The sequence below is a fragment of the Vreelandella boliviensis LC1 genome, from assembly GCF_000236035.1.
Classification (GTDB): Bacteria; Pseudomonadota; Gammaproteobacteria; order Pseudomonadales; family Halomonadaceae; genus Vreelandella; species Vreelandella boliviensis.
This window is the reverse complement of sequence record NZ_JH393258.1, coordinates 482,760-505,080: the sequence shown is the minus strand read 5'-3', so window position 1 is coordinate 505,080 and position 22,321 is coordinate 482,760. Positions and strand designations below refer to the sequence as shown.

At 54.8% G+C, this 22,321-nt stretch carries 22 protein-coding genes; 10 read left to right on the top strand and 12 right to left on the bottom strand.

What is annotated here, in order from left to right; genetic code table 11:
• Positions 1–37 precede the first annotated feature (37 nt).
• The 5 genes from KUC_RS11530 to KUC_RS11510 all read right to left on the bottom strand — a co-directional run bounded on the left by KUC_RS11530 (position 38) and on the right by KUC_RS11510 (position 4,135).
• On the bottom strand, positions 38–769 hold the full coding sequence (locus KUC_RS11530) for an ABC transporter permease (RefSeq protein ID WP_040480735.1): 732 nt from the start codon (positions 767–769) through the stop codon (positions 38–40).
• 1 nt (position 770) lies between these two features.
• Positions 771–1,472 carry an ABC transporter permease gene (locus KUC_RS11525; RefSeq protein ID WP_007113371.1) on the bottom strand — a complete coding sequence of 234 codons (702 nt, stop codon included), beginning with the start codon at positions 1,470–1,472 and terminating at the stop codon, positions 771–773.
• A 15-nt stretch (positions 1,473–1,487) separates the two neighbouring features.
• Positions 1,488–2,258: an ABC transporter ATP-binding protein gene (locus tag KUC_RS11520; protein ID WP_007113370.1), complete on the bottom strand. Its 771-nt coding sequence runs from the start codon at positions 2,256–2,258 to the stop codon at positions 1,488–1,490.
• Positions 2,259–2,463: 205 nt separating this feature from the next.
• The gene (locus KUC_RS11515; RefSeq protein ID WP_007113369.1) at positions 2,464–3,441 is read right to left on the bottom strand and encodes a succinylglutamate desuccinylase; all 978 of its coding nucleotides are present in this window, start codon (positions 3,439–3,441) and stop codon (positions 2,464–2,466) included.
• A 253-nt stretch (positions 3,442–3,694) separates the two neighbouring features.
• Positions 3,695–4,135 carry a hemerythrin domain-containing protein gene (locus tag KUC_RS11510; protein ID WP_007113368.1) on the bottom strand — a complete coding sequence of 147 codons (441 nt, stop codon included), beginning with the start codon at positions 4,133–4,135 and terminating at the stop codon, positions 3,695–3,697.
• A gap of 212 nt (positions 4,136–4,347) precedes the next feature.
• Between KUC_RS11510 and wrbA the strand changes: the two genes are divergently transcribed.
• Positions 4,348–4,947 carry an NAD(P)H:quinone oxidoreductase gene (gene wrbA / locus KUC_RS11505; protein WP_040480733.1) on the top strand — a complete coding sequence of 200 codons (600 nt, stop codon included), beginning with the start codon at positions 4,348–4,350 and terminating at the stop codon, positions 4,945–4,947.
• Positions 4,948–5,051: 104 nt separating this feature from the next.
• On the opposite strand, the gene KUC_RS11500 is transcribed toward wrbA, so the two are convergent.
• The gene (locus tag KUC_RS11500; RefSeq protein ID WP_040480731.1) at positions 5,052–6,125 is read right to left on the bottom strand and encodes a tartrate dehydrogenase; all 1,074 of its coding nucleotides are present in this window, start codon (positions 6,123–6,125) and stop codon (positions 5,052–5,054) included.
• Positions 6,126–6,260: 135 nt separating this feature from the next.
• Here KUC_RS11500 and KUC_RS11495 point away from each other — a divergent pair, with 135 nt between their 5' ends.
• On the top strand, positions 6,261–7,202 hold the full coding sequence (locus KUC_RS11495) for a LysR family transcriptional regulator (RefSeq protein WP_007113364.1): 942 nt from the start codon (positions 6,261–6,263) through the stop codon (positions 7,200–7,202).
• Positions 7,203–7,213: 11 nt separating this feature from the next.
• On the opposite strand, the gene KUC_RS11490 is transcribed toward KUC_RS11495, so the two are convergent.
• On the bottom strand, positions 7,214–7,750 hold the full coding sequence (locus tag KUC_RS11490; RefSeq protein WP_007113363.1) for a lipocalin family protein: 537 nt from the start codon (positions 7,748–7,750) through the stop codon (positions 7,214–7,216).
• Positions 7,751–7,897: 147 nt separating this feature from the next.
• Between KUC_RS11490 and KUC_RS11485 the strand changes: the two genes are divergently transcribed.
• From KUC_RS11485 to KUC_RS11480, 3 genes are all read left to right on the top strand, one after another.
• On the top strand, positions 7,898–8,326 hold the full coding sequence (locus KUC_RS11485) for a secondary thiamine-phosphate synthase enzyme YjbQ (protein ID WP_040480729.1): 429 nt from the start codon (positions 7,898–7,900) through the stop codon (positions 8,324–8,326).
• 75 nt (positions 8,327–8,401) lie between these two features.
• On the top strand, positions 8,402–9,223 hold the full coding sequence (locus tag KUC_RS20055; protein ID WP_007113361.1) for a metallophosphoesterase family protein: 822 nt from the start codon (positions 8,402–8,404) through the stop codon (positions 9,221–9,223).
• Complete coding sequence (locus KUC_RS11480; RefSeq protein WP_007113360.1) at positions 9,184–10,683, top strand: glycosyltransferase; 1,500 nt, start codon at positions 9,184–9,186, stop codon at positions 10,681–10,683. Before KUC_RS20055 ends, KUC_RS11480 begins: the two co-directional genes overlap by 40 nt.
• Here the strand turns inward: KUC_RS11480 and KUC_RS11475 are convergent.
• From KUC_RS11475 to KUC_RS11465, 3 genes are all read right to left on the bottom strand, one after another.
• Positions 10,665–11,369, bottom strand: coding sequence for a TVP38/TMEM64 family protein (locus KUC_RS11475; protein WP_040480727.1), 705 nt, complete (start codon positions 11,367–11,369; stop codon positions 10,665–10,667). The two genes, KUC_RS11480 and KUC_RS11475, sit on opposite strands and share 19 nt — an antisense overlap.
• A 97-nt stretch (positions 11,370–11,466) precedes the next feature.
• A complete protein-coding gene (locus KUC_RS11470; RefSeq protein ID WP_007113358.1) occupies positions 11,467–12,405 on the bottom strand; it encodes an ABC transporter substrate-binding protein in 939 nt (312 codons plus the stop codon).
• A 60-nt stretch (positions 12,406–12,465) separates the two neighbouring features.
• On the bottom strand, positions 12,466–13,647 hold the full coding sequence (locus KUC_RS11465; RefSeq protein WP_040480724.1) for a TauD/TfdA family dioxygenase: 1,182 nt from the start codon (positions 13,645–13,647) through the stop codon (positions 12,466–12,468).
• A 138-nt stretch (positions 13,648–13,785) separates the two neighbouring features.
• Between KUC_RS11465 and KUC_RS11460 the strand changes: the two genes are divergently transcribed.
• From KUC_RS11460 to KUC_RS11445, 4 genes are all read left to right on the top strand, one after another.
• Positions 13,786–14,649 (top strand): LysR substrate-binding domain-containing protein, encoded by an 864-nt coding sequence (locus KUC_RS11460; RefSeq protein WP_007113356.1) that lies wholly within the window; start codon positions 13,786–13,788, stop codon positions 14,647–14,649.
• Between the two features lie 105 nt (positions 14,650–14,754).
• Positions 14,755–16,203: an alanine/glycine:cation symporter family protein gene (locus tag KUC_RS11455; protein ID WP_040481028.1), complete on the top strand. Its 1,449-nt coding sequence runs from the start codon at positions 14,755–14,757 to the stop codon at positions 16,201–16,203.
• 201 nt (positions 16,204–16,404) lie between these two features.
• Positions 16,405–17,013, top strand: coding sequence for an FMN-dependent NADH-azoreductase (locus KUC_RS11450; RefSeq protein ID WP_040480722.1), 609 nt, complete (start codon positions 16,405–16,407; stop codon positions 17,011–17,013).
• A gap of 57 nt (positions 17,014–17,070) precedes the next feature.
• Positions 17,071–17,370, top strand: a complete 300-nt coding sequence (locus KUC_RS11445) for an MGMT family protein (protein WP_007113353.1) — start codon at positions 17,071–17,073, stop codon at positions 17,368–17,370.
• A 186-nt stretch (positions 17,371–17,556) separates the two neighbouring features.
• Here KUC_RS11445 and KUC_RS11440 read toward each other — a convergent pair whose 3' ends face one another.
• Both KUC_RS11440 and KUC_RS11435 read right to left on the bottom strand, forming a co-directional pair.
• A complete protein-coding gene (locus KUC_RS11440; RefSeq protein ID WP_007113352.1) occupies positions 17,557–19,125 on the bottom strand; it encodes a bifunctional GNAT family N-acetyltransferase/carbon-nitrogen hydrolase family protein in 1,569 nt (522 codons plus the stop codon).
• 42 nt (positions 19,126–19,167) lie between these two features.
• Complete coding sequence (locus KUC_RS11435) at positions 19,168–20,082, bottom strand: DMT family transporter (RefSeq protein ID WP_040480720.1); 915 nt, start codon at positions 20,080–20,082, stop codon at positions 19,168–19,170.
• A 181-nt stretch (positions 20,083–20,263) separates the two neighbouring features.
• On the opposite strand from KUC_RS11435, the gene KUC_RS11430 reads away from it, so the two are divergent.
• Positions 20,264–22,285: an NADPH-dependent 2,4-dienoyl-CoA reductase gene (locus KUC_RS11430; protein ID WP_040480718.1), complete on the top strand. Its 2,022-nt coding sequence runs from the start codon at positions 20,264–20,266 to the stop codon at positions 22,283–22,285.
• Positions 22,286–22,321 lie beyond the last annotated feature (36 nt).

Sequence of the window (22,321 nt, the reverse complement as noted above, 5' to 3'; positions counted from 1 at the left end):
TTGCACCATTTTTCCATGATCAACCGGTTTTTCATGGTTAAGCGTCTTGAGGCCGTAGGTGGGCCAGCAGCCTTTTCTCCAAATAACGAAAGAAGAACAAAATAGCGAACGTTAAGCATAGATAAATGGCGGCCACGAATAGAAACGCCTCAAACGGAGCGTAGTAGCGGGCATAAACAAAGCGAGCAGCACCGGTTAAATCCATCAGCGTGACCACGCTAGCAATGGCGCTGGCATGCAGCATAAAAATCACTTCATTGCCGTAGGCGGGCAGGGCGCGTCGAAAGGCGCTGGGTAAGATGATTCGACGCATCATTAAATTCTGCGACATGCCATAGGCACGAGCGGCCTCAATTTCGCCCTTAGCGGTGGCTTTGATGGCGCCCCGAAAAATCTCGGTGGTGTAAGCGGCAGTATTCAGTGTGAAGGCGATCAGCGCGGGATAAAAAGCTTCGCGCAGCACTGGCCATAAAAAGCTCTCTTGAATGCCGTCAATAAAGACCACGCCGTAGTAGATGATATAGAGTTGAATCAGCAGCGGTGTGCCACGAAATACGTAGGTGAAGAAGTAAACCGGCAAACTAATCCATTTATGCTTGGAGCTGCGCATAATGGCCAGCGGTACGGCGATAATTAATCCCGCAACAAGCGATAAAAATACCAGTTGGGTGGTCGTGACCAAGCCTTCCCAGTAGTAACCCAGCGTATCCGCCGTGAAAATGACGTTGCCAGCTAGCAGGTCATTGAACCAAGTGGAAATATCGAGCATATCACTGACCTCCAAAGCCGATGTCGTAGTGTTTCTGCAGGCGAGCAAAAATCCATTCGGATACGCTGGCGATGAGCAGGTATACCACGGCGACAGGGAGTAAAAAGGTAAACGGCTCGTGGGTCGCTCGTGAGGCTTCTGCTGCCACGCGGACCATATCCGTCAAGCCAATGACCGACACCAGGGCGGTGGTTTTGAGCAATACCATCCAGTTGTTGGATAGCCCCGGTAACGCATGGCGCATCATTTGTGGAAAGCGGATGCGGCGAAAGACGAGACCGTTGCTCATACCGTAGGCTTTGCCTGCTTCAATCTGGCCGTTATCCACCGCCATAAAGGCGCCGCGAAAGGTCTCGCCCATATAGGCACCGAAAATAAAGCCAATGGTCAGCACGCCCGCGGCGAAGGCATTGAAGTTAATGTAAATGTCGATGTCGTAGTTGTAATAGAGCATGTCGCTGATGGCGTTAACGCCAATCTGACCGCCAAAAAACAGCAGCATCATCAAAACGAGATCGGGTACGCCGCGAATCAGGGTGGTATAAACCGTGGCTGTGCGTCTTAACAGCCAGTTGCGCGACATCTTTGCGCTGGCGGTTAGCAACCCTAAAATAATCGCTAAAATCAGCGACAGCACCGCTAATTGAACGGTAACGCCTGCCCCCTCGATCAGCCGGGGGCCATAACCTTGCAAATCAATCATGGTGAGCCTCGTGGATCAGTATTTAGGGGCCAGGAATTGCTGCAGGCGCGATGATTGCGGGTTGCCTAGCACTTGCTCTGGGGGGCCAGCCTCTTCCACCAGGCCCTGGTGAAGGTAAATCACTTGGCTTGAGACATCCCGGGCAAACCCCATCTCGTGGGTGACCACGACCATGGTGCGGCCCTCTTCAGCGAGGCCGTGCATGACTTTTAACACATCACCAACCAATTCTGGATCAAGGGCAGAGGTGGGTTCGTCAAACAGCATCACTTCAGGGTCCATTGCCAGCGCGCGAGCAATTGCACCGCGCTGCTGCTGGCCACCGGACATCTGCGCTGGATAGGCGTTCGCGCGGGCCGTTAAGCCGACGCGATCAAGCAGGGCGTGGGCATGTTCCAAGGCTTCTTTTTTAGGTTTTTTCAGCACATGAATGGGCGCTTCGATGATGTTTTCCAGCAGCGTCATATGAGCCCACAAGTTGAAGCTCTGGAAGACCATGGAGAGCTTGGCGCGCATTTGTACTACCTGCTTCCAATCTTCGGGTTCGCGACCGTGTCGAGTGGTTTTAAAGCGAATGGGTTCGCCATGGACAATGAGGTCGCCATCGTCAGGTTGTTCAAGCAAGTTCATGCAGCGCAAAAAAGTACTTTTACCCGATCCAGAGGCACCTATAAGGGTAATCACATCGCCCTTTTGGGCTTGTAGTGAGAGACCTTTCAGAACTTCCGTATCACCAAAGCGTTTTTTTATATTACGCACTTCAAGGGGAGTAGGCGTAGCGGCCATATCATTGGCTCCAGTACAGAGTTGCCGCAGCAACATGTGGGTTTGATGCGGCTGGCGCGAAAAAAAGGGGCGATTCTATCAGGCTGGGCGCATTATGCGCGCTTTCCTTATAAGATTATGCATTCGACGTTGGTCTTGTCGACGTCGAAGAGCCTGTTATCGCCTTACCATTGTTATTGTCTTAGTTAGATTGCCTACCATGGATTCAAGCGATAGGCGCCACCAGTAGCGCCGCACGGGCGCCAACTTCCACCTGGGCGTTGGGGAACACCACGTAGAGAGGCGTATTGCCCACTCGAAACTCACCTGCCTTACCGTCTAGTGCCAGCAGGGTGCCTGGCTCAAAGCGGCTGAAGTTCGCCGTGTCCTCGGCGAAACAGAGCTGAAAGTTATCTGATTGACGAATTAACTCGTGATGTACCTGAAAAAACAGAATGTCTGCGGCTGGCTGATTGGGCGGGGCGCGTCCTTCACTAAGCGTCGAGAGCAGCGCGTGCATCGGTTTTAGGGAAGCCATATCGTTTTGACCGAAAGGGGCGACGCGGCCCAGCTCAAAGGTAAATGCCTGGGCAGCGTGATAATGCTTGCTGTAGTGGGAGAACGTCCAACTGTGCTGATGTTGGTGCAACACCGCCTGCATATCCGCTGCCGCTAGCCAGCCCCACTGCTCGACGTCTGTGGTGGCGTCGGCATAGGGTTCTACAACAAAACGGGGGTAACGGCTATCCCGAATCGCGGTATGTAGGTCGTAGTGCAATTTGGGTAGCCCGGCATGGCGGGCATAAAAGCCATCTACAGCGGCCATTAATTCTCGGGCGCGATCTGGCTCCTCGCCCTTAGCGGTTTGGTCACGGCTAAATAGGCGGTTTAAATTGGTAGTCAGAAATCGCTGCTGCGCCTTAAGCGCGGGCAGGTTGCCTAGAATCACCAGGACGGGCGCACCGAGCGATATGTTGCCCGCTTCCAAGCCGCTTAGCCATTCACCCACCAGCTCAACCGGTGCGGTTTCGTTGCCGTGGATCGCTGCTGAAAAAATGCACGCGTGGGCGTCCTGGCTTGCCGTGGTGGGAGTGAGTTCCAAAATGCCAGGCGCATGCAAATGGTAAGTGCCGCTTGCGAAGTCGCCTTGGCTGGCGGCGGGGGGCTGCCCGTCAAGCGACCAGTCGAGCCATTGGCCTAGCATTGTCGCTCCTCAGTATTTGTTATCAGATTGGCTATCAGTGTAAAAAGCGAGCCTAGGTTTACCACGCTGGGCGTGTGTCACAAACCTGTAGGTCGTTCACGTGTAAAAGCCTAGCGTATTCGTGAAAAAGCGTATTCATGCAGCAAGTTGGATCTGAAGCGCGGCTCGAATAAGGCGCTAGCATCAAAAAAGCGCCCATGTTAAGCATGAGCGCTTTTCCTCAATTTGCTTATTACTTTAAGTGAAACGCTGGTTACGCAGAACGTTGGCGCTGCATTTCTTCTTGATACTCGCCGGCGAGCGACGTCTTTTGTTTATCTTCCAGGCCGCGGCCTGCCAATTGAAAAACCTCTTGCTCCTCTTCATCCAGGTGATGGGTAACCAAATCCTGGAGCTGCTTAGCGTGGGTGAGCCAATGCGTAGCGCTGTAGTCAGTTTCATCAAGGAGCTCTAAAAGCTCATCAATTTCATGATGTTCGGCAACACTGTGGCGGGCTTTTTCCTGGGTCAGGTCAATCGACATCATGGGGATATAGAGCGCCCGCTCTTCGGCGGCGGCGTGGTAGTGCAATTCGGCACGCACCTGTTGATACAGGTTATCGCGCTCGTCGCTGTCTCCATGTGTCTCAACTAAGCGGGCGAGCAGGTCGCGCTGAATATCGTGATCCTTGCGCAGGGCTTCAAAAATCGTCATTCCAAACTCCTTGGATACGTTTGAGGTAGGCAAGTCAAAAGCTAGTGGTGGATGGCGTAAAGTGCAAGGTGGCGTTCGTCGATGAAATCGACGCCCACGGACGAAAACATTCGCTTTTTTCTATGCTTGAGTGCGCTATGTTGTGGTTACTGTTTATCGGGCGACGCCCACTGCACAACTAATGAGTGTAGGAATAAGCGAAGGAGATAGTAATGACGAAAGTGCTGGTACTTTATTATTCCATGTATGGTCATATCGATACGCTGGCCCAGGCCGTGGCCGAAGGTGCAAAGGGCGTCAGTGGTGTCGAAGTCACCGTTAAGCGCGTGCCGGAAACAATGCCTGCCGAGGCGTTTAAAAATGCGGGAGGCAAGCAGGACTACGATACGCCAGAAGCTACGCCCCAAGAGCTTGCCGATTACGATGCGATCATTTTCGGTACGCCCACCCGCTTTGGTAATATGGCTGGTCAGATGCGTACTTTCCTGGATCAGACCGGGGGTCTGTGGGCGAATGGCGCCCTGCGTGGCAAAGTAGCCAGTGTTTTCACCTCTACCGGTACCGGCGGCGGCGACGAAATGACCATTACCTCTACCTGGACGACGCTAGCCCACCACGGCATGGTGATTGTGCCAATTGGTTACGGCATTGAAGAGCAGTTTGATATTTCTAAAGTAAGCGGTGGCACACCCTACGGTGCAGCTACCCTCGCTGGTGGCGATGGTTCTCGCCAGCCCGACGAGCGTGAACTGAAAATTGCCCGTTTCCAGGGCGAACTGGTCGCAAAAATGGCTGCCAAACTGGCTAGCTAATTCGTTTAAGCCAGTAATGCAAACGCCTCGCCGGAGTCATCCGACGAGGCGTTTTTGGGTTACTGCTCCTCTACTCGCTAGTTGCACGCATTACTTCGCTAGCTTCATTTTCCCAGCTTATCGGCAATGGCTTTGCCTAGGCTCGCAGTGGTGCCTTCTCCACCCACATCGCGGGTAAGTACGGTGGCATCTCCCTCGCTTAACACTTCCTCTATGGCTGTGACCATCGCATCACCGGCTTCTTTATAGCCGAGGTGCTCCAGCATCATTGCGCCTGACCAGATTTGACCGATCGGGTTGGCGATACCTTTACCGGCGATATCTGGCGCGCTGCCGTGCACTGGCTCGAACAGGCTGGGAAAGTGGCCTTCCGGGTTGATGTTCGCCGAAGGGGCGATACCGATGGTGCCGGTGCAGGCGGGGCCGAGATCAGACAGGATATCGCCGAACAGGTTGCTGCCTACCACCACGTCGAACCAATCTGGGTGGAGAACGAAATTGGCGGTCAGGATATCGATATGGAATTTATCCACCGCGATCTCTGGGTAGCCTTTGGCCATTTCGACTACGCGTTCATCCCAGTAGGGCATAGTGATTGAGATGCCGTTGGATTTGGTCGCGGAGGTGAGCTTTTTACGCGGGCGGGTTTGGGCCAGCTCAAAGGCGTACTTCAAGACGCGGTCAACGCCGGTGCGGGTCATGACCGTGTCTTGAATCACCACTTCACGGTCGGTGCCTTCAAACATTTTGCCGCCAACGCTGGAGTACTCGCCTTCGGTGTTTTCTCGCACCACGTAAAAATCGATATCGCCGGGTTCGCGGCCTGCTAGCGGACTTTTGATGCCGGGCATGAGCTTGCAGGGGCGCAGGTTGATGTACTGATCAAAACGGCGGCGGAACTGCAGCAGTGAGCCCCACAGGGAAATATGGTCGGGCACTTTGTCGGGCCAGCCCACTGCGCCATAAAACAGCGCATCGAAGCCTTTTAACTGCTCGAACCAGTCATCCGGCAGCATTTTGCCGTGCTCCAGGTAGTAGTCGCAGCTACCAAACTCAAAGGTGGTGAACTCAAGGTCAATGTTAAAGCGTTTGGCGGTGGCTTCTAGGGCGCGAATGCCTTCGGGCATCACTTCGGTGCCGATGCCGTCACCGGCGATAATGGCAATACGGTGGGTCATAGTGACTCCTTGCTCTTGTTCGTTAAGTGGCATGCTAATGAGTGTGGTTAGAGTGTAGCGGCTATTTTGGCGGAGATAATCAGGCTACTATTCAAGTTATTGTTGCCTGAAAGTGCAGAATAGCTGAGGAGAGAAATGGCACACCTGGATGATTTGGCTTTTTTTCAGCACTTGGCGCGGGCGGGGAGTTTAACCGCGACGGCTCGCGAACTGGGGCTATCGCTTTCGGCGGTGAGCAAGCGGCTAAAGCAGTTGGAAGCGCGCTTGGGGGTAGAGCTGGCGGCTCGCACCACGCGGCGGCTGACGCTAACCGCTGAAGGCGAGCGCTATCTGGCTCGTGGCGCGCTAATTTTAGATGAGCTGGATGAGCTGGAAAATTCACTGGGTGAGGGGGTCAATCAAGCGCTTAGCGGACGCTTGCGAGTAAACGCCACCTTTGGTTTTGGCCGTCGCCATATTGCGCCGCTGCTATCGCGCTTTTGTGCCGATCATTCCGAGGTGGAAGGGTGGTTGGAGTTAACCAATTTTCCGCTCAATTTGAGCGATCACGGCTTTGATATTGGCATTCGCGTGGGGGAACCACCGGAGCCGCGCTTGGTTGCTCGGCGCATTCTGGTCAATCGACGAGTGCTCTGCGCGTCGCCTGCTTACATTGCCCAAGCGCCACCTCTGAAAGTACCGGCAGATTTACAGCAGCACGCCTGTTTGGTGATTCGCGAGAACGACAGTGATTTCCCGCTTTGGCGCTTTGAACAAATCGCCCAGCCTGCAAAAGGATTGCCTGGAAAAATGCAGTCGATAAAAGTCAGCGGTCGATTAGCCAGCAACGATGGTGAGGTCATTACCCGGTTGGCGTTGGACGGCCATGGTGTAATGCTGCGCTCCTGGTGGGACGTTAACGAGCACCTTGCCAGTGGCGCATTGATAGCGCTGTTGCCCGGCTGGCAGGGGGTGCGGGCAGATTTTTATGCGGTGTTTGAGCAACGCCGCCATGTACCCGCCCGGCTGCGCGCTTTTATTGACTATGTTCAGCGCGAAATGCCGGGGCGGGTGTCGATATTGGCGGAAGGGAGCTAATCAGAAGCTACTTATCGGCTAGGACAAGCCTCGCCTTGGTTAACATCAATCAGCTCTTCAGTAGGGAAATCCAGTTCGGCTGCCCGTTGACGCAGGCGAGTCTCAGTCGCGCTATCCATTTCCGCTGTGCGTGAAAGTATCCACAGGTAGTCGCGGTTAGGGCCTGCCACTAACGCCCATTGGTACTCCTCATCCAATTCGAGAACGTTATAGCCGCCGTAAAAGGGGCCAAAAAAGCTAACCTTCAAGCGCCCAACGCTTTCATCGTCAATAAAGTAGGCGCGTCCTTCAGCCTCATCCCATTGTTGTTCTTCAAGGTTGTAACCACGGTTAATGACTCGCACACCACCGTCATCGCGCAGGCTGTAAGTGGCGGTAACGCAATCAAGGCCACGTTCAAAAGAGTGATCCAAACGGGCAATTTCGAACCACTGGCCCAGGTAGCGGTCTAGCTCGAAGCCAGAGACTGGCTGCGTGCCATCCGGAATGCCAGTGCAGCCGGTGAGTAGGGCCATACTGACGACGCTGCTTCCTAGCAGTGTTTTCATTAACGCGCTCCTTGGCGATGAGCTATGTTGGGCGATGAGCTATGAGCGATGGACTATGGTAAGTGCTATTGCTGGTTATTTTGCCATACAAAAAGAGCATGCTGGTGATGAAGTTTTTCCGGTTACATAACAAATAAAGGGGTGTTTATGTGGTGCCAACAAGAGATCCATTTGCCTGAAATGGAGCGCGGCTTTCATTTGATTACTAATGATGTAGCCCGCGCGCTGCCATGTTTAAGTGACTGCCATATTGGCATGCTGCATCTACAGCTAATGCACACTTCTGCCTCGTTAACGCTTAATGAAAACAGTGACCCGGATGTTCGCCACGATTTAGATGCTTTTCTGCGTCGCCTGGTGCCCGAAGATTTGCCCTATTTCCGACACACCCTGGAAGGCCCCGACGACATGCCCGCCCATGTGGCCGCCAGCCTGCTGGGTACGCAGCTTACTCTGGCGGTGCGTGATGGACGTCTGGCCTTAGGTACTTGGCAAGGTATTTGGCTGGGTGAACACCGCAATCAGGCAGGGCCACGCCGGTTACTGGCTACCTTGACCGGGTGTGAAGCGCGCTAACCAGGGGCGCCACCTCGACTTAGCGTTGCTGTATAGTGGCGGGTACCCATTTTTATTATTGAAAAGCGCTTTTAAATGCCACGACGTTCCTTTCTTCGCCTTTCCCGCCAGCGCTGGTTGCGGCTGTTCTTCTATCTTAATCTCGCCCTGGTGGTTGGGCTGATTGCCCACCAAATTTGGCTGTATGTGGCAGAGCCCGAGTTTGAGTCGGTGCATACCCTTGAAGTGGCTGATATTCGAGAGGCATTGCGGGAGCGAACCGACTATCGTTTTGCGGTGGTGGGCAATATCAATAACTCGGTGAGCGTGTTTCAAGATGAGATCGTGCCACTGATTAATCAGGGCGGCATCGACTTTCTGATTTCGGCAGGCAATGCGGTCAGTGGTGGCCAACACGAAAGCTATCAGGCGATCTACCGAAGTCTGGAGCAGCTCAATGTCCCCTATTTACTCACCTACGGTGATAACGAGGACAGTGATTTTGGTAGCTACCTGTTTTATGAGTATTTTGGCCCGCACTTTTACTCCTTTGTTGCAGGTAACAGCCACTTTATTTTTCTTGATGTAACCGGCAAGTCATCTACCTCTTGGCAGCTTGATTGGTTGTCCAGAGAGCTTGCGGCCTCTGAGGCACAACATAAGTTTTTGTTTATTGGCCTGCCGCTACACAATGTGGTGAGCGATGCGCCGCTGTTTGAGGCGGACAATTATCTCAATGATCCGCGTCTGGCGGACGGCATTATGGCGCTAGCGGAAGAGCATGCTGTTGATACTGTATTTTCCGCCAACTTAACGCTTTTTTCCCAGCAGACGATTAACGGCGTGGATTACGTTACCACCGGCGGACGATTAACGGCGTGGATTACGTTACCACCGGCGGTGCGGGCGGAATCCTGATCGATGCCGATAGCAGCTTTCATCACTATGTCATCGTCGATGTAGCAGGCGAGAATGTCGCCATTGCCCCGGTGCGTTTAAACGTAGATAGCCCCGGCTGGTGGCGTATGGTCACCAGCGTCTGGTCGACACTTTATGCGTTTTTCTACGTCAGCTATACACGATTTTTGCTGATTGTCGGTGTACTGGCGCTTCTCACACTGCGTTTGCATCGGCTGATTTTTGAAGATCGTGACTACTATCCCGATTTTGATATTGATCCAACGCCCTTCCTGGGTAAATCACTGCGCGTGGCGATGGTATCCAATAACTACTTCCCGTTTGTGTCTGGGGTGTCGGTGTCGGTGGACCGCCTGCGTAATGGCTTATGCGATCTAGGTCACTTACTTCAGCTTTTAGTGCCACGCTACCGAGAAGCCTGCGAGGACGATAGATCAATAAAACGTATCCCCACGCTGATGGCGTTTGGACAGAAGGGCGAGTTCCGGTTAACTAACCCGTTTAGCGCGCGGTTTCGCCGCTGCCTACGGGCATTCAAGCCGGATATTATTCATGTGCACCACCCCTTCTGGCTTGGCTCCATGGGGCTGTTTATGGGCCGTCGGCTTAAGGTGCCAGTGATCTATACCTACCATACTCGCCTGGAGCACTATGCTCATTTTGTGCCGTTGCCAGGCGCACTGTTTCGTAATCTGATCTCGCATTACCTGATTAAGCGCTTTTCTAACCGATGCCAGGGGGTGATCGTGCCAACCTATTCGGCAGAAGAGTATCTGCGCATGATCGGCGTTAAAACCCCCACGCTGGTGCAGCCAACCGGCATTGATGTCGAGCGTTTCTCTCAAGTGGATGAAAGTGAGCTTGATGCGTTGCGTGAGCAATTAGGTGTTAGCTCTTCACGCAAAATATTGATCAGCGTTTCGCGGATTAGCAAAGAGAAAAATATTGGCTTTATGCTGGAAGCTCTCGCCGACCTTCAGTCTCAGGGGCACGAGGATTTTCATTTGCTGCTGATTGGAGATGGGCCAGATCGCGAGGCGATTCAAACTCAAATCGACACCTTGAAGCTAACCTCGCAGGCAACCCTGGTGGGTGCAGTGCCGCCTGATCAGATGGCGCTTTATTACCACCTAGGCGATCTGTTTGTGTTTGCCTCTACCTCGGAAACCCAGGGCATGGTGATTCTTGAGGCGATGTCAGCGGGGTTGCCGGTGGTGGCGGTGCGTTCCAGCGGTATTGATGACGTGGTACGCCAGGGAGTCAACGGCTTCAAAACACCGCAAAATCGCCAGGCGTGGGGGCAGAAAGTGGTGGAGTTAAAGGATAATACTGAGCTGCGCCAGCAGTTGGGCAAGCAGTCCAGCCACTTTGCCAAGGAGTTTGATATTAAGAACTTTGCCTCAGCTGTGGCAACTTTTTACGCTGAGGTGCTGGCCAAATATCACTCGCCTTCGCGGTGAGGTTGTTTTTTTGCCGCTTGACGGCGGTTGGCATAGCGCTTGAGGCCTATTAATAGGCCAACCCCGGCGGCGAGCCCAACGCCCGCTAGGATGAGATCTTTGGATGAGGCTGCGGTAAAAAGCGCGCCTAACTGACTACCCAATAAAATCACTGCTGCCAGCCCCGGCACGATGCCCAGGGTGGAGCCGATCATATAGTCGCGAAACTTAAGGTGAAAAGCGCCCGCCAGCATATTGGTGAGCGTGAATGGGGCGAGCGGCAGCAGGTTAATCACCGTCATTGTCCGGATGCCACGTCGGGACAAGTAGCCGGAGAGACCGCGCAGATGGCGTCCGCCGTAGCGCATAAGTGCCTCGCGGCCCAGCCAGCGGCCTACCCAGTAAGACACAATCGATGAGGTTAATGTACCCAGCGTGGCGTACGCCAGCCCCCAGATCGGGCCAAACAATAAGCCTGTTACTACTACCATTAGGCTAAGTGGAAACATCACCAGCAAGGCGCTGGCGTAAGTGACCATTACCGCGGCAAACATCCAGGGCGCGGTACGCCACTGGCGAATGTAACCGATATACTCGCTAAGGCGCGCCTGGGTCAGTAGGTCGTAGCGCTGTAGCAAATGCCACATAATGCCGAGTAGCACGACGACTACCAGCAGGCCAACGCCCTTGCTCAATGTCCGCGACATGCCCACTCCCATCGGTTAAAAGAGCGCTAGCATACGCCAGCAGTCCGATGGGATGAAGACGCTTTTATACTAAGCGCAATAGCTCATCAACGTGTGATTAGTTGTTGAACTGGGCTTCAATGACAGGCCAAGCGGGGTCACCCTCGGTGGTGGTGATGTCTGCGAGCATGGCTTCAATGCGCTCTGGGTGGTCGTTGATCCACTGTTCGGCGACGTCGGCAAGTGCTTGCTCTTCCTGGCCATAGGCCTGAATCATCCAGCTCTGCTCTTCAGCAGTGAAGGTGAATTGCTCAAAGAACGTCACCACATTGGGGTTGGCTTCAGCGTAGTCACTGCGCAATAGCGTCAACACATCGCTTTCACCATTGTTCTCACCGAATAGGTCTTGAGGATCTTCCAGGTAACGCATGGGCAGTTCAAGGTTCATCCAGTGGGGCGTCCAGCCTACCCAGACAATTGGCTCTTGGCGAGAGATTGCATCACGTGCAGCGGATAGCATGCCCACTTCACTAGTATCAACTACCTGCCAGTCACCTAATCCCCAGGTGTCGTTATCAATGGCATTGTGGAGAATCTCGCTGGCAGCGGAGCCCGCGCCGAAGCCATAGATCTCACCGTCGAACTGGTCGCGGTTTTCATCTAAATCAGCAAAGCTCTGAATACCACTCTCATACAGATATTCCGGCACAGCCAGGGTCATTTGCGCGCCATCGACGTTATTCGCCACGTCAATCAGCACACCGGACTCCTTGCGGGGATCGAACATTTCCCGCTGGGCGGGCAGCCAAGCGCCTAGGAAGGCGTCGATATCGCCGCTCTCGATACCTTGATAAATCACCTGCAGGCCGATTTCCTGGGTGCTGGTTTCGTAGCCCAGAGGGTTCAATAGCTGTTCTGCAATAGCGCTTTTTACCGTAATGCCGGGCCAGGCGGGCACACCAAAATCGAGGGTTTGGTCGTCGGCTTGAGCTGTCGATGCGAATAGCGCGGTGGTAGCGAGGGCAATGCCAGAGGCGAGAGGTTTAAGGTGTGTCATACGATCTCCTTGCTAGGTTTTTGTCAGGTGGGTGTTGTTGTTAAATAAATGAGTGCCGCGTTAATCGTTGCGGGCGAGCACGCGAAGGCGTGAAGCCAACATATCGCGGTCTAAGTAGGTGCCCTGCAGATGGCGTGCGCCGCTGTTGGGATCGAACTCGCGCCGTCCGTGAAGTACGCGGCGATTATCAAAGGCAACCATCTGCCCTGGGCGAAGCGTGAACTCCAACTGGTGTGCTTCGCTGTGAAATAACTTCCACAGTAACGCGTAGGCGCTGTACCAGGCGTCCATCTGCTCTACCGGCAGGTGCAGGGCATCGCGAATCCAGTTGTTCAAGCGCATCTCGAGCAGGTTGCCTGCACTATCCAGGGTGATCACCGGCGCCCGCATAGATATATCGTGGGTTTCATCCTGAAAGCGAAAATCGATGGGCGTCTCGCTGAGAATGGTCAGCGCAGCCGGGTCTTGTTGGCGCAGGGCTTCGACAACACGCTCACCATCGGCGAACAGCGACTCGCCGCCGCTGGCGCCGTTTTGCAGGCAGTAGAGCAACTGAATGTCTGGCGGTTGGCGCCAGTTGGGCAGATCGATATGCAGCGGCAACCCTACCGCGGTATAGGCCGCGTTATTGGGGTTGGGTTTGGAGCGCACATCAAAACGGGCGCCAAAATTGGTGGCGCGCAGGGGCCCAATACGCTCAGCTAAACGACTCACTTCCTCTTCTACCAGCGGGCCGTCGGTAATCAGTGCCAGCCCGTCGCGTAACATGGCGGTTAGCCAGGCTTTTTCGCCCTGCGGTGTTAAAAAATCGCTATGGCGGATGCGCTCAGGAGTGAAGTGGTCGACCCATGGCTGGGTGTTGGGCAAGGCAGAAGTTAGCTTGGCTTCCGGGCGGCGCTGATAAAGCCAGCCGCTATGAAAGGCACTGACATGACCATCCTGCCAGGTCAGGTGTAAGTGCCCATCCTGAAGCGCAACACTGGGTGGCTCTGTGATGGGTTCAAGCGGCAGGTAGAGCCTTTCGCGGGTCTGCGGATGACGGCAGGCTGGGCAGGCGCAGTGATCGCGTAGCCACAGCAGCGGTAGGGTGGTCTGTTGACCATCTTGCCACTCAAGGGCAACGCCATGGTGGACAAGCATCGCTTGAGTGAGTATCGGGCCCGCTTGATAAGAACTTAATTCGCCCATCTCTGGGGCGTGGGAATGAGGTGTCGTTAGTGTGGTCTGTGCTGCACTATTCATTAAATCTCCGATTCGCTCCCTCAACGGCATTACAAAAGGGGTGTGCGTAGATGCTGTCTAGGATGCGGAGTAGCAACGGCAGTGACAAACGATTAATCTGACCCCTAAGATGTCATTTTATTTATAGGTCACTTTTTCATGAGCCAGCTACCGCCTTTATTATGGCTGCAAGCCTTTGAATCTGCGGCGCGCACCTTGAGCTTTACCGCCGCAGGCAATGAGCTGGGCGTTACTCAAGCGGCCATTAGCCAACGCGTAAGGCTGTTGGAAGACCGCGTGGGGCAGAAGCTGTTTGTGCGCCATGCCCGCAGCTTGACGCTCACCCCCGCCGGGCAGGCGTGGCTGCCGAGCATTCACGACGCTTTTGCGCGTATTAGTGAGGGCACCCTGGAGGTCTTTGGTAGCACCTCTGAGCAGCCGGTGACGCTGCGTGCCACACCGGTTATTCAGCAGTCGTGGTTGGCACAGCGTTTAATTGCCTTCCACCGGGCTCACCCCCAGGTGGCGATTCGCGTGGTGAGTGCTATTTGGCCTGATGACTTTGGCCCCGAAGGGGCAGATATCGAAATTCGCTATGGCAAAGGGGAATGGACGGGCGTTGAGATGCAGCCGCTAGGCGAAGAGCAACTACTGCCTGTTTGCTCGCAGGCATTGGCGGCGACGCTAAATGCGCCGAGCGATCTGGCTGGACATACGCTGCTGCACGCCGTCGGCTTTGGCGTGGGGTGGCCGGGGTGGCTGCAGGAAGCGGGGGTTGCTCACCTGGAAGCGCAGTGTTGGTCGCTCACTTGTGATAACCAGGTGATGACGCTGGCGCTCGCTAGCCAGAGTGGGGGGATCGCGCTAACCCACCGTCGCTTAATGGAGCAACGTAACGATTTAGTGGCGCCTTTTGAACTCAGTGTGCTCAGCGATGAACGCTTCTGGCTGGTGCGGCCTAGCCGGCGACACGTTAGCGACGAAGCCGCGCTGGTGTGGCGGTGGCTTTGTGATTCAATGTGATAAGTGTTTATTGCTGTTTTAAAGACTTTTTACCAATTTTCTTGCCATTTTGGTGCAGCCGTGAAAAATGATGCGCCTTCATTGTTTAAAAAAGGCGTGATTTTCATGGACTTTACTCTTCCTCCGTTGCTGACATCGCTGGTGGATCGCGGCAACGGCTTGCTCTGGGGCAGCGTGTTGATTTACCTGCTGATTGGTGCAGGCCTCTATTTCACGGTGATGACCCGCGGTATTCAACTGCGCTATTTCGGCCATATGTTTAAGCTGCTGCGTAGCTCGCGCCAATCAAATGGCGGTATCTCTTCGTTTCAAGCGCTCTCAACCAGTCTGGCCGCCCGGGTAGGCACCGGTAACCTGGCGGGTGTCGCGGTGGCTATTTATTTTGGTGGCCCTGGGGCCATTTTCTGGATGTGGATGACCGCAATGGTGGGGATGGCGACCAGCTTTGTGGAATCGACATTGGCCCAGGCGTATAAAACCGACCACGGCGACAACACCTTCCGCGGCGGCCCTGCGCGTTATATTGAGCGTGGCCTGGGACTGCGCTGGCTGGCTGTGCTGTTCTCTATCTGTTTGATTATTGCTTTTGGGTTGGCGTTTAACAGCGTTCAGGCCAACTCTATCGCCCAGGCCATGGAACAGGCATTTGCCATTCCCACCTGGGCTATGGGGTTAGTCTTGATGGCCGTTGTGGCGCCGATCATCTTTGGTGGCTTGAAGTCGATAGCCAAGGTGGCTGAGCTTGTTGTGCCCTTAATGGCATTGCTCTATTTGGTGCTGGCGCTGGTGGTAGTGGGTTTAAATATCAGCGATTTGCCCGCAGCGATCATGACCATTGTGCGCAGTGCTTTTGGCTTTGAGCAGGCGGCCGGTGGCGCGGTGGGCTACGCGGTTTCCCAGGCGATTATGAACGGTATTCAGCGCGGGTTATTTTCAAATGAAGCGGGCATGGGCTCCGCACCCAATGCGGCAGCCACGGCCTCTACGCGGCCAGATCATCCCGCTGCCCAGGGCTTTATTCAGATGCTTGGGGTGTTTCTGGATACGCTAGTGATCTGCACGGCCACGGCGGCCATCATCATTATGGCTGGACCGGAGCTGATGTCGGGTGAGGAGAACAACGGCATTCAGTTGACCCAAATGGCGCTGTCCAGCCATGTGGGCGATTGGGGCGGCATGTTTATCGCGGTGGCGATTCTGCTGTTTGCGTTTACCTCGGTGATTGCCAACTACTCCTACGGCGAGTCCAATATTGAGTATCTAGCCGGACGCCGCGCCCCGGTTGCCGTGATGATTTATCGCCTGGCGGTGCTGGCGATGATTATGGTCGGTTCAGTGGCAAGCCTGGGGGCTATCTGGAACTTCGCCGATCTCTCTATGGGGATGATGGCGATTATTAACCTGGTCGCTATTCTCATGTTGTCGCCAGTGGCTTTTGCGCTGTTCCGCGACTACGAAGAGCAGTTGAAAGCGGGCAAAGAGCCAGTATTTGATCCTAGCCGCTTCCCCAAGTTGGTTAACAAGGTTGACCCAAAGGCTTGGCCCAAGAAGTAATTGAACTGAAGTAACCGAGCTATAGCCATTTAATACACTGACCGCGCCTCGCCTCGCATTTTTGCGTCGCGGGGCTTTTTAATTGGCCGTCGCATGATTCGATTTAATCGAATGTAAGTCGGAAAACGTTGCGCTTTTGGTTCTTGGGAAGCGCCGTAGAATAGTTATACTTTCTTCCCCTATCCGATTTTGGAGTTTTCAATGACGACCCGTGCCCTAGTTATTACCTCTTCTATTCTGGCGGAAAATGGCCAATCCAATGCGCTGGCGAATCGCTTTATCGAACAGGCTAACGCCCGTAATGGTATTGAGGTCACCCAGCGTGATGTCGTTAAGAACGCGCTGCCCCACTTGGATATTAGTGAACTAGGTGCTTGGCAAGTGGCGGACGCAGAGCGTACCGCTGATCAGCAGGTTTTAGCCGCGCGCTCGGATGGACTGTTGGCTGAGCTGCATGCTAATGATGTACTGGTGATTGCGGTGCCGATGTATAACCTGGGAATTCCTTCGCAACTGAAGGCGTGGTTTGACCGAGTACTGCGTGCCGGTGAAACCTTCCGCTATACCGAAAATGGCCCGCAAGGGTTGGTAGAGGGCAAGCGCGCGATTATTCTGGCAGCGCGCGGTGGTCAGTACGCAGGCACCGAAATGGATAGCCAGACGCCCCACCTAAAAACCATGCTGGGTCTGATGGGAATTAAAGATACCCACGTGGTCTATGCTGAAGGTTTGAATATGGGTGACCAGCAGCGCGACGCAGCCCTCAAAGAAGCTTTCCAAGCGATCGATCAACTGGTTGAGGGGCTTTAAGCACGTTCTCTGAAGTACTTGCTCTGAAGCACTCGCAAGGAATAAAAGGATAATCATATGGCGCGGCCGGAACTGCTCGAACAGATCTACACCATTGTCGATCAGATTCCGCCGGGGCGTGTGACCACTTATGGCCGCATTGCTGCCATGACCGAAGGCGCTACCCCACGCATGGTAGGTTCGGCGATGCGCCACCTGCCGGATGGCCACCAGTTGCCTTGGCATCGCGTGATTGCATCTTCTTTGAAGCTTGCAGATCACGGTGGTGCCGAGCGCCAACATCGTAAGCTACGCGATGAGGGGATTCTGTTCGACGCCAAAGGCCGCGTGCCTGCGCACCTCGTTTGGCCTGATTGAACTGCACAACGCCCTAACTGTCATTGCGAGGAGCCTGCGACGACGCAATCTATGCCGCGGTGGCCACAACCCCGAGATTGCTTCGCTTCGCTCGCAATGACATGTGGGGTAGCGCTCGCAATGACATGCGATCATCATAAGACAACGCCGCCCAATTGGGCGGCGCTGTTGTGTTCATGAGTCACTTCACTCTTCGAGATTCGCGCCCGATTTCCACGACCAGTCGCGCCAGCGTAGATCAAACAGATCTTTGCGGCGGTCTTTAAGGTTGGTCACCGAACCTTCGGCACGTACTACTGTTAGGCGAGTAAGATCCAAGTCCGAGAAGAAGATCATCTCGGTATTAGGCGTGGTTTCGGCCAGTACCGCATCGTGAGGGAACGCAAAGTCAGACGGCGAGAACACCGCTGATTGGGCGTACTGGATATCCAGGTTTTCAATCGAAGGCAGGTTGCCGACGCTGCCGCAGAGCACCACGTAGCACTCGTTTTCAATCGCCCGCGCCTGAGCACAATGACGAACACGCAGGTAACCGTTTTTGGTGTCGGTCCAGAAGGGAACAAACAGAATGTCCATGTCCTGGTCTGCTAGTAGACGCCCAAGTTCCGGGAATTCCACGTCGTAGCAGATCAGGATGCCCACCCTGCCTGCATCGGTATCGAACACCTGTAGCTCGTCGCCGCCTTCAATTACCCAATCTCGACGTTCTTGTGGGGTAATGTGCAGCTTGGCCTGGCGTTCAACGCTGCCGTCGCGGTGGAACAGGTAGGCGATGTTGTAGAGTCGGTCATCGTCACCCACTTCAATCATCGAACCACCGACGATATTGATATTGTAGGACACCGCCATCCGCGACAGCTCGGATTTAAAGCGCTCAGTAAAACCAGCCAAGAAGCGGATCGCGCCCATTTGATCTTTCTGCGCATCACGATCCTGAAGACCCATTAGCGGTGCGTAGAACAGTTCTGGAAATACTGCAAAGTCACTCTGGTAGTCGGATAGCGCGTCTACGAAGTATTCGATCTGCTGTAAGGCTGCCTCGACTGAGGCAAATTCACGCATCTGCCACTGCACGGCACCCACCCGCACTTGGGTAGGTTTGTTGTCGAGTACGCTGGCCGCGGGCTCAAACAGAATATTGTTCCACTCAAGCAAGGTGGCGTAGCCACGCGACTGCTCATCTTCCGGCAGGTATTTGCGCAGTAGGCGCTTTACCTGGAAGTCATTGGCCTGCTGGAAAGAGAGAATCGGATCGTAGATCTCTTTACGCGAAACTTTATCAATGTATTGGGCAGGGGTGAGTTCATGGGCGTGCTGGTGATACTCCGGAATACGCCCACCGGCTAGAATTGCCCGCAGGTTCATAGAGCGGCACAGCTCTTTACGCGCTTCGTAAAGGCGGCGGCCCAGGCGATAACCCCGGTAGTCTGGGTGAATCAGCACATCCAGCCCGTACATGGCGTCGCCATCCTCGTCATTGAGGATGATCTCGCGATGGCCGATTAGGTCGTCGTACTTATGGGGGTTGGAGAATTCATCGTAATCCACCTGCACGGTGAGTGCTACGCCCACCAGAAGGCCATCGTCTTCAATGGCGATTTGGCCGTCGGGGAATTCCTGGATTAATTTGTCGATGGTGCGCTTCGGCCATGACCCGCCGATATCGTGATAGACGGCGTCCATCAATGCCTTGAGCTGATCGTAGTCATCGCTCATTAGGTTGCGCAGATTAAGATGCAGTTCTTCCAGGGACATATCAGGGCTTCCCAGCGTTAGAAATCGACGGCCATTCTAGCATTATTGGGCGCTGCCCGGCTTATCCGAGGTTAAGTCGCGGGTCAACGGTTGTGTCAGCGTTTGCGCCATGATCACCCCGGCCAGAATCAGCAACCCACCGGTAAAGTGGAATCCCGCCACTTGCTCACCCAGGAAAGCCATCGCAATCAGTGCGCTAAATAGCGGCATTAAGTTGATGAAAATACTCGATTGATTGGCGCCGATCTGGCGCACCGCGCGCATCCATAAAAAGGTAGTAATGATCGAAGCAGGGATACCCGCGTAAACAATGAGTCCAATATTGTGGCTATCAATGGGCGTCATTGGCCCCATCAAATAAGGCGGTAATAAAAACAGCACCGCGAAACAGACTTGGGCGTAAAGCATCACCCAGGGCGGTAAATTCATCGACCAGCGTTTGAGCATTACGCCATAGAGTGCGTAGCAGGTAGCTGCCACCACCATCAGCGCATCACCGAGGGCTACCTGTAACTGCAGCAGCGAGAGCGGATTACCGCGCCCTAGTAGAACGGTCACCCCCACAAATGCCAGCACGCCGCCCACGATACCGCCCAGGGTCGGCGGCTCGCGTAGAATCAGCGCGCTAAGCAGTACGGTTAGCAGCGGCACCATGGCGGCGAGAATACCCATGTTGGTCGCGGTCGTGGTTTCTGCCGCCACATAGGCCAGCCCTTGCCACAGGCCCATACCGAGCAAGCCCAGCAGCGCTAGTTTAGGCCACTGGCGGCGGATTTCGTCGCGGTAGCGTAACGCTGCGGGCAGCACAAACGGGGTCATCACGGCGAGGGCGAGCAGCCAGCGTAAAAAAGCGATGCTGCTTGGTGCGATGGCGCCTACGCTAAGCTGATTAATGGTCATATTGCCCGACCAGATAAGCACAGTGGCGAGCGGCGGCAGAAAATACATCAAGGGCATAGCAACGGTTCCTTATCGTTAGCCGGGTAATGTGACGTGGATTCGCACGCTGAGCAAGAGGGTAGAACGGCAAACTCGGCAATATTGCGGTAAGTAAAGGTCTGTACGTTGCGGCAAGGATGTCATACGCTTGTTTGAATATGCTTTAACCGTGCGACTAATAATATCAAGGAGACCCGTGATGACCCGTGCGCCCGCCTATCCGCATCTTTTTCGCCCGCTGACGATTGGCCATTTAACGCTGCCCAACCGCATTTTAATGGGCTCAATGCACACCAATTTGGAAGAAGCACCCAATGGCTTTGAACGTTTGGCCGCTTTTTATGCTGAGCGGGCGCGGGAAGGGGTTAGCCTGATCGTCACCGGCGGTATCGCGCCTAATCCTGAGGGTGCGGTGTTCCAGGGAGCCAACGCGCTGGTTGATGAAGCGCAGTTGCCAGAGCACCGAGGGGTCGTTGAAGCGGTGCATGCAGAGGGTGGCCACCTATGTATGCAGATTCTCCACGCCGGGCGTTACGCCTATTCGCCGGACTTGGTCGCCCCTTCGGCCATTCAAGCGCCCATCAACCCCTTTATGCCTCGGGCGCTGAGCAGCGATCAAGTTGAGCAGCAAATTGCCGACTATGTGCGCTGTGCCAAGCTTGCTCAACAGGCGGGTTACGACGGTGTGGAAATCATGGGGTCAGAAGGCTACCTGATCAATCAGTTTATCTGCCAGCGTACCAACCAGCGTGACGATGAGTGGGGCGGGGCGTTTGAAAACCGTATGCGCTTTGCAGTCGAGATTGTGCGACGAGTTCGCGCGGCAGTGGGGGAGCGTTTTGTGATTATCTTCCGCCTTTCGATGATTGATTTGGTCGAAGAGGGCAGCACCTGGGATGAGGTCGTTACGCTGGGCCAAGCGATTGAAGCTGCCGGGGCGAATGTGATCAATACCGGCATCGGCTGGCACGAAGCGCGGGTGCCCACGATTGTGACCAGCGTGCCGCGCGCCGCCTTTACTGAAGTGACACGGCGGATCAAGTCGGCGCTATCGATTCCGCTGATCACCACCAACCGCATCAATATGCCCGAGGTGGCCGAGCGCGTGCTGGCAGCGGGCCACGCCGATATGGTTTCCATGGCGCGGCCTTTCCTAGCCGACTCCGCCTGGGTACGCAAAGCCAAGGAGGGGCTGGCAGACGAGATCAACACCTGCATCGCCTGTAACCAGGCCTGCCTGGATCACACCTTCGCTGGAAAGTTAACCTCCTGTTTGGTTAATCCTCGCGCCTGCCACGAAACTGAGCTAGTCGTAGAACCCGCGCAAACGCCCAAGCGGGTAGCCGTGGTGGGTGGCGGCCCGGCGGGGCTGGCAACGGCTGTAACAGCCGCAAGCCGCGGGCATCACGTGGTCTTGTTTGAGCAGCGCAGTGAGCTGGGCGGGCAGTTTAACTATGCGCGTAAAATTCCCGGTAAAGAGGAGTTTAATGAAACCCTGCGCTACTACCGGGTGATGTTGGAGAAGTATGCGGTAGAGGTGCGCTTGAAAACCACCGCCACTGCAGAAGCGCTTGCCAGCTTCGATGAGGTGGTCATGGCCACCGGCGTTCAACCCCGCGAACTAAACTTGCCAGGGCACGATCACGGTAAGGTGCTGAGCTACGCCGAGGCGATTGAATCCCCTGACCGCGTTGGCCGTAAAGTAGCGGTGATTGGCGCAGGGGGCATCGGTTTTGATGTGTCTGAATTGCTGGCCCACCAAGGACACCCGGGATTGGATATCGCCGATTGGTGTGACGAGTGGGGCGTTGATTTGGCGGTGGGCGAACGGGGTGGTTTAAAAGCGCCGACGTCGCCCGTGGTTCCTCGCGAGATTGTTATGCTCCAGCGCAAAACCTCCAAGCCCGGCAAGTATCTGGGTAAAACCACTGGTTGGGTACACCGGGCATCGCTTAAGCAGCGCGGAGTGAAAAACCTTACCGGCTGCGAATACCTCAAAATCGACGACGAAGGGCTGCATATTCGCCGCGAAGGCGTCGAACAAGTACTTGCCGTTGATAGCATTGTCGTATGCGCCGGGCAGGAGTCGGTACGTGATCTGCTGACGCCGTTAGAGCGTGCGGGAACGGCAGTACATATTATTGGCGGCGCGGATGAAGCCAGCGAGCTGGACGCCAAGCGCGCGATTGAGCAGGGCACTCGATTGGCGGCGAGATTGTAAAAAAAAGCATAAGGGTGGCTTGATAAGAAAGTGCTT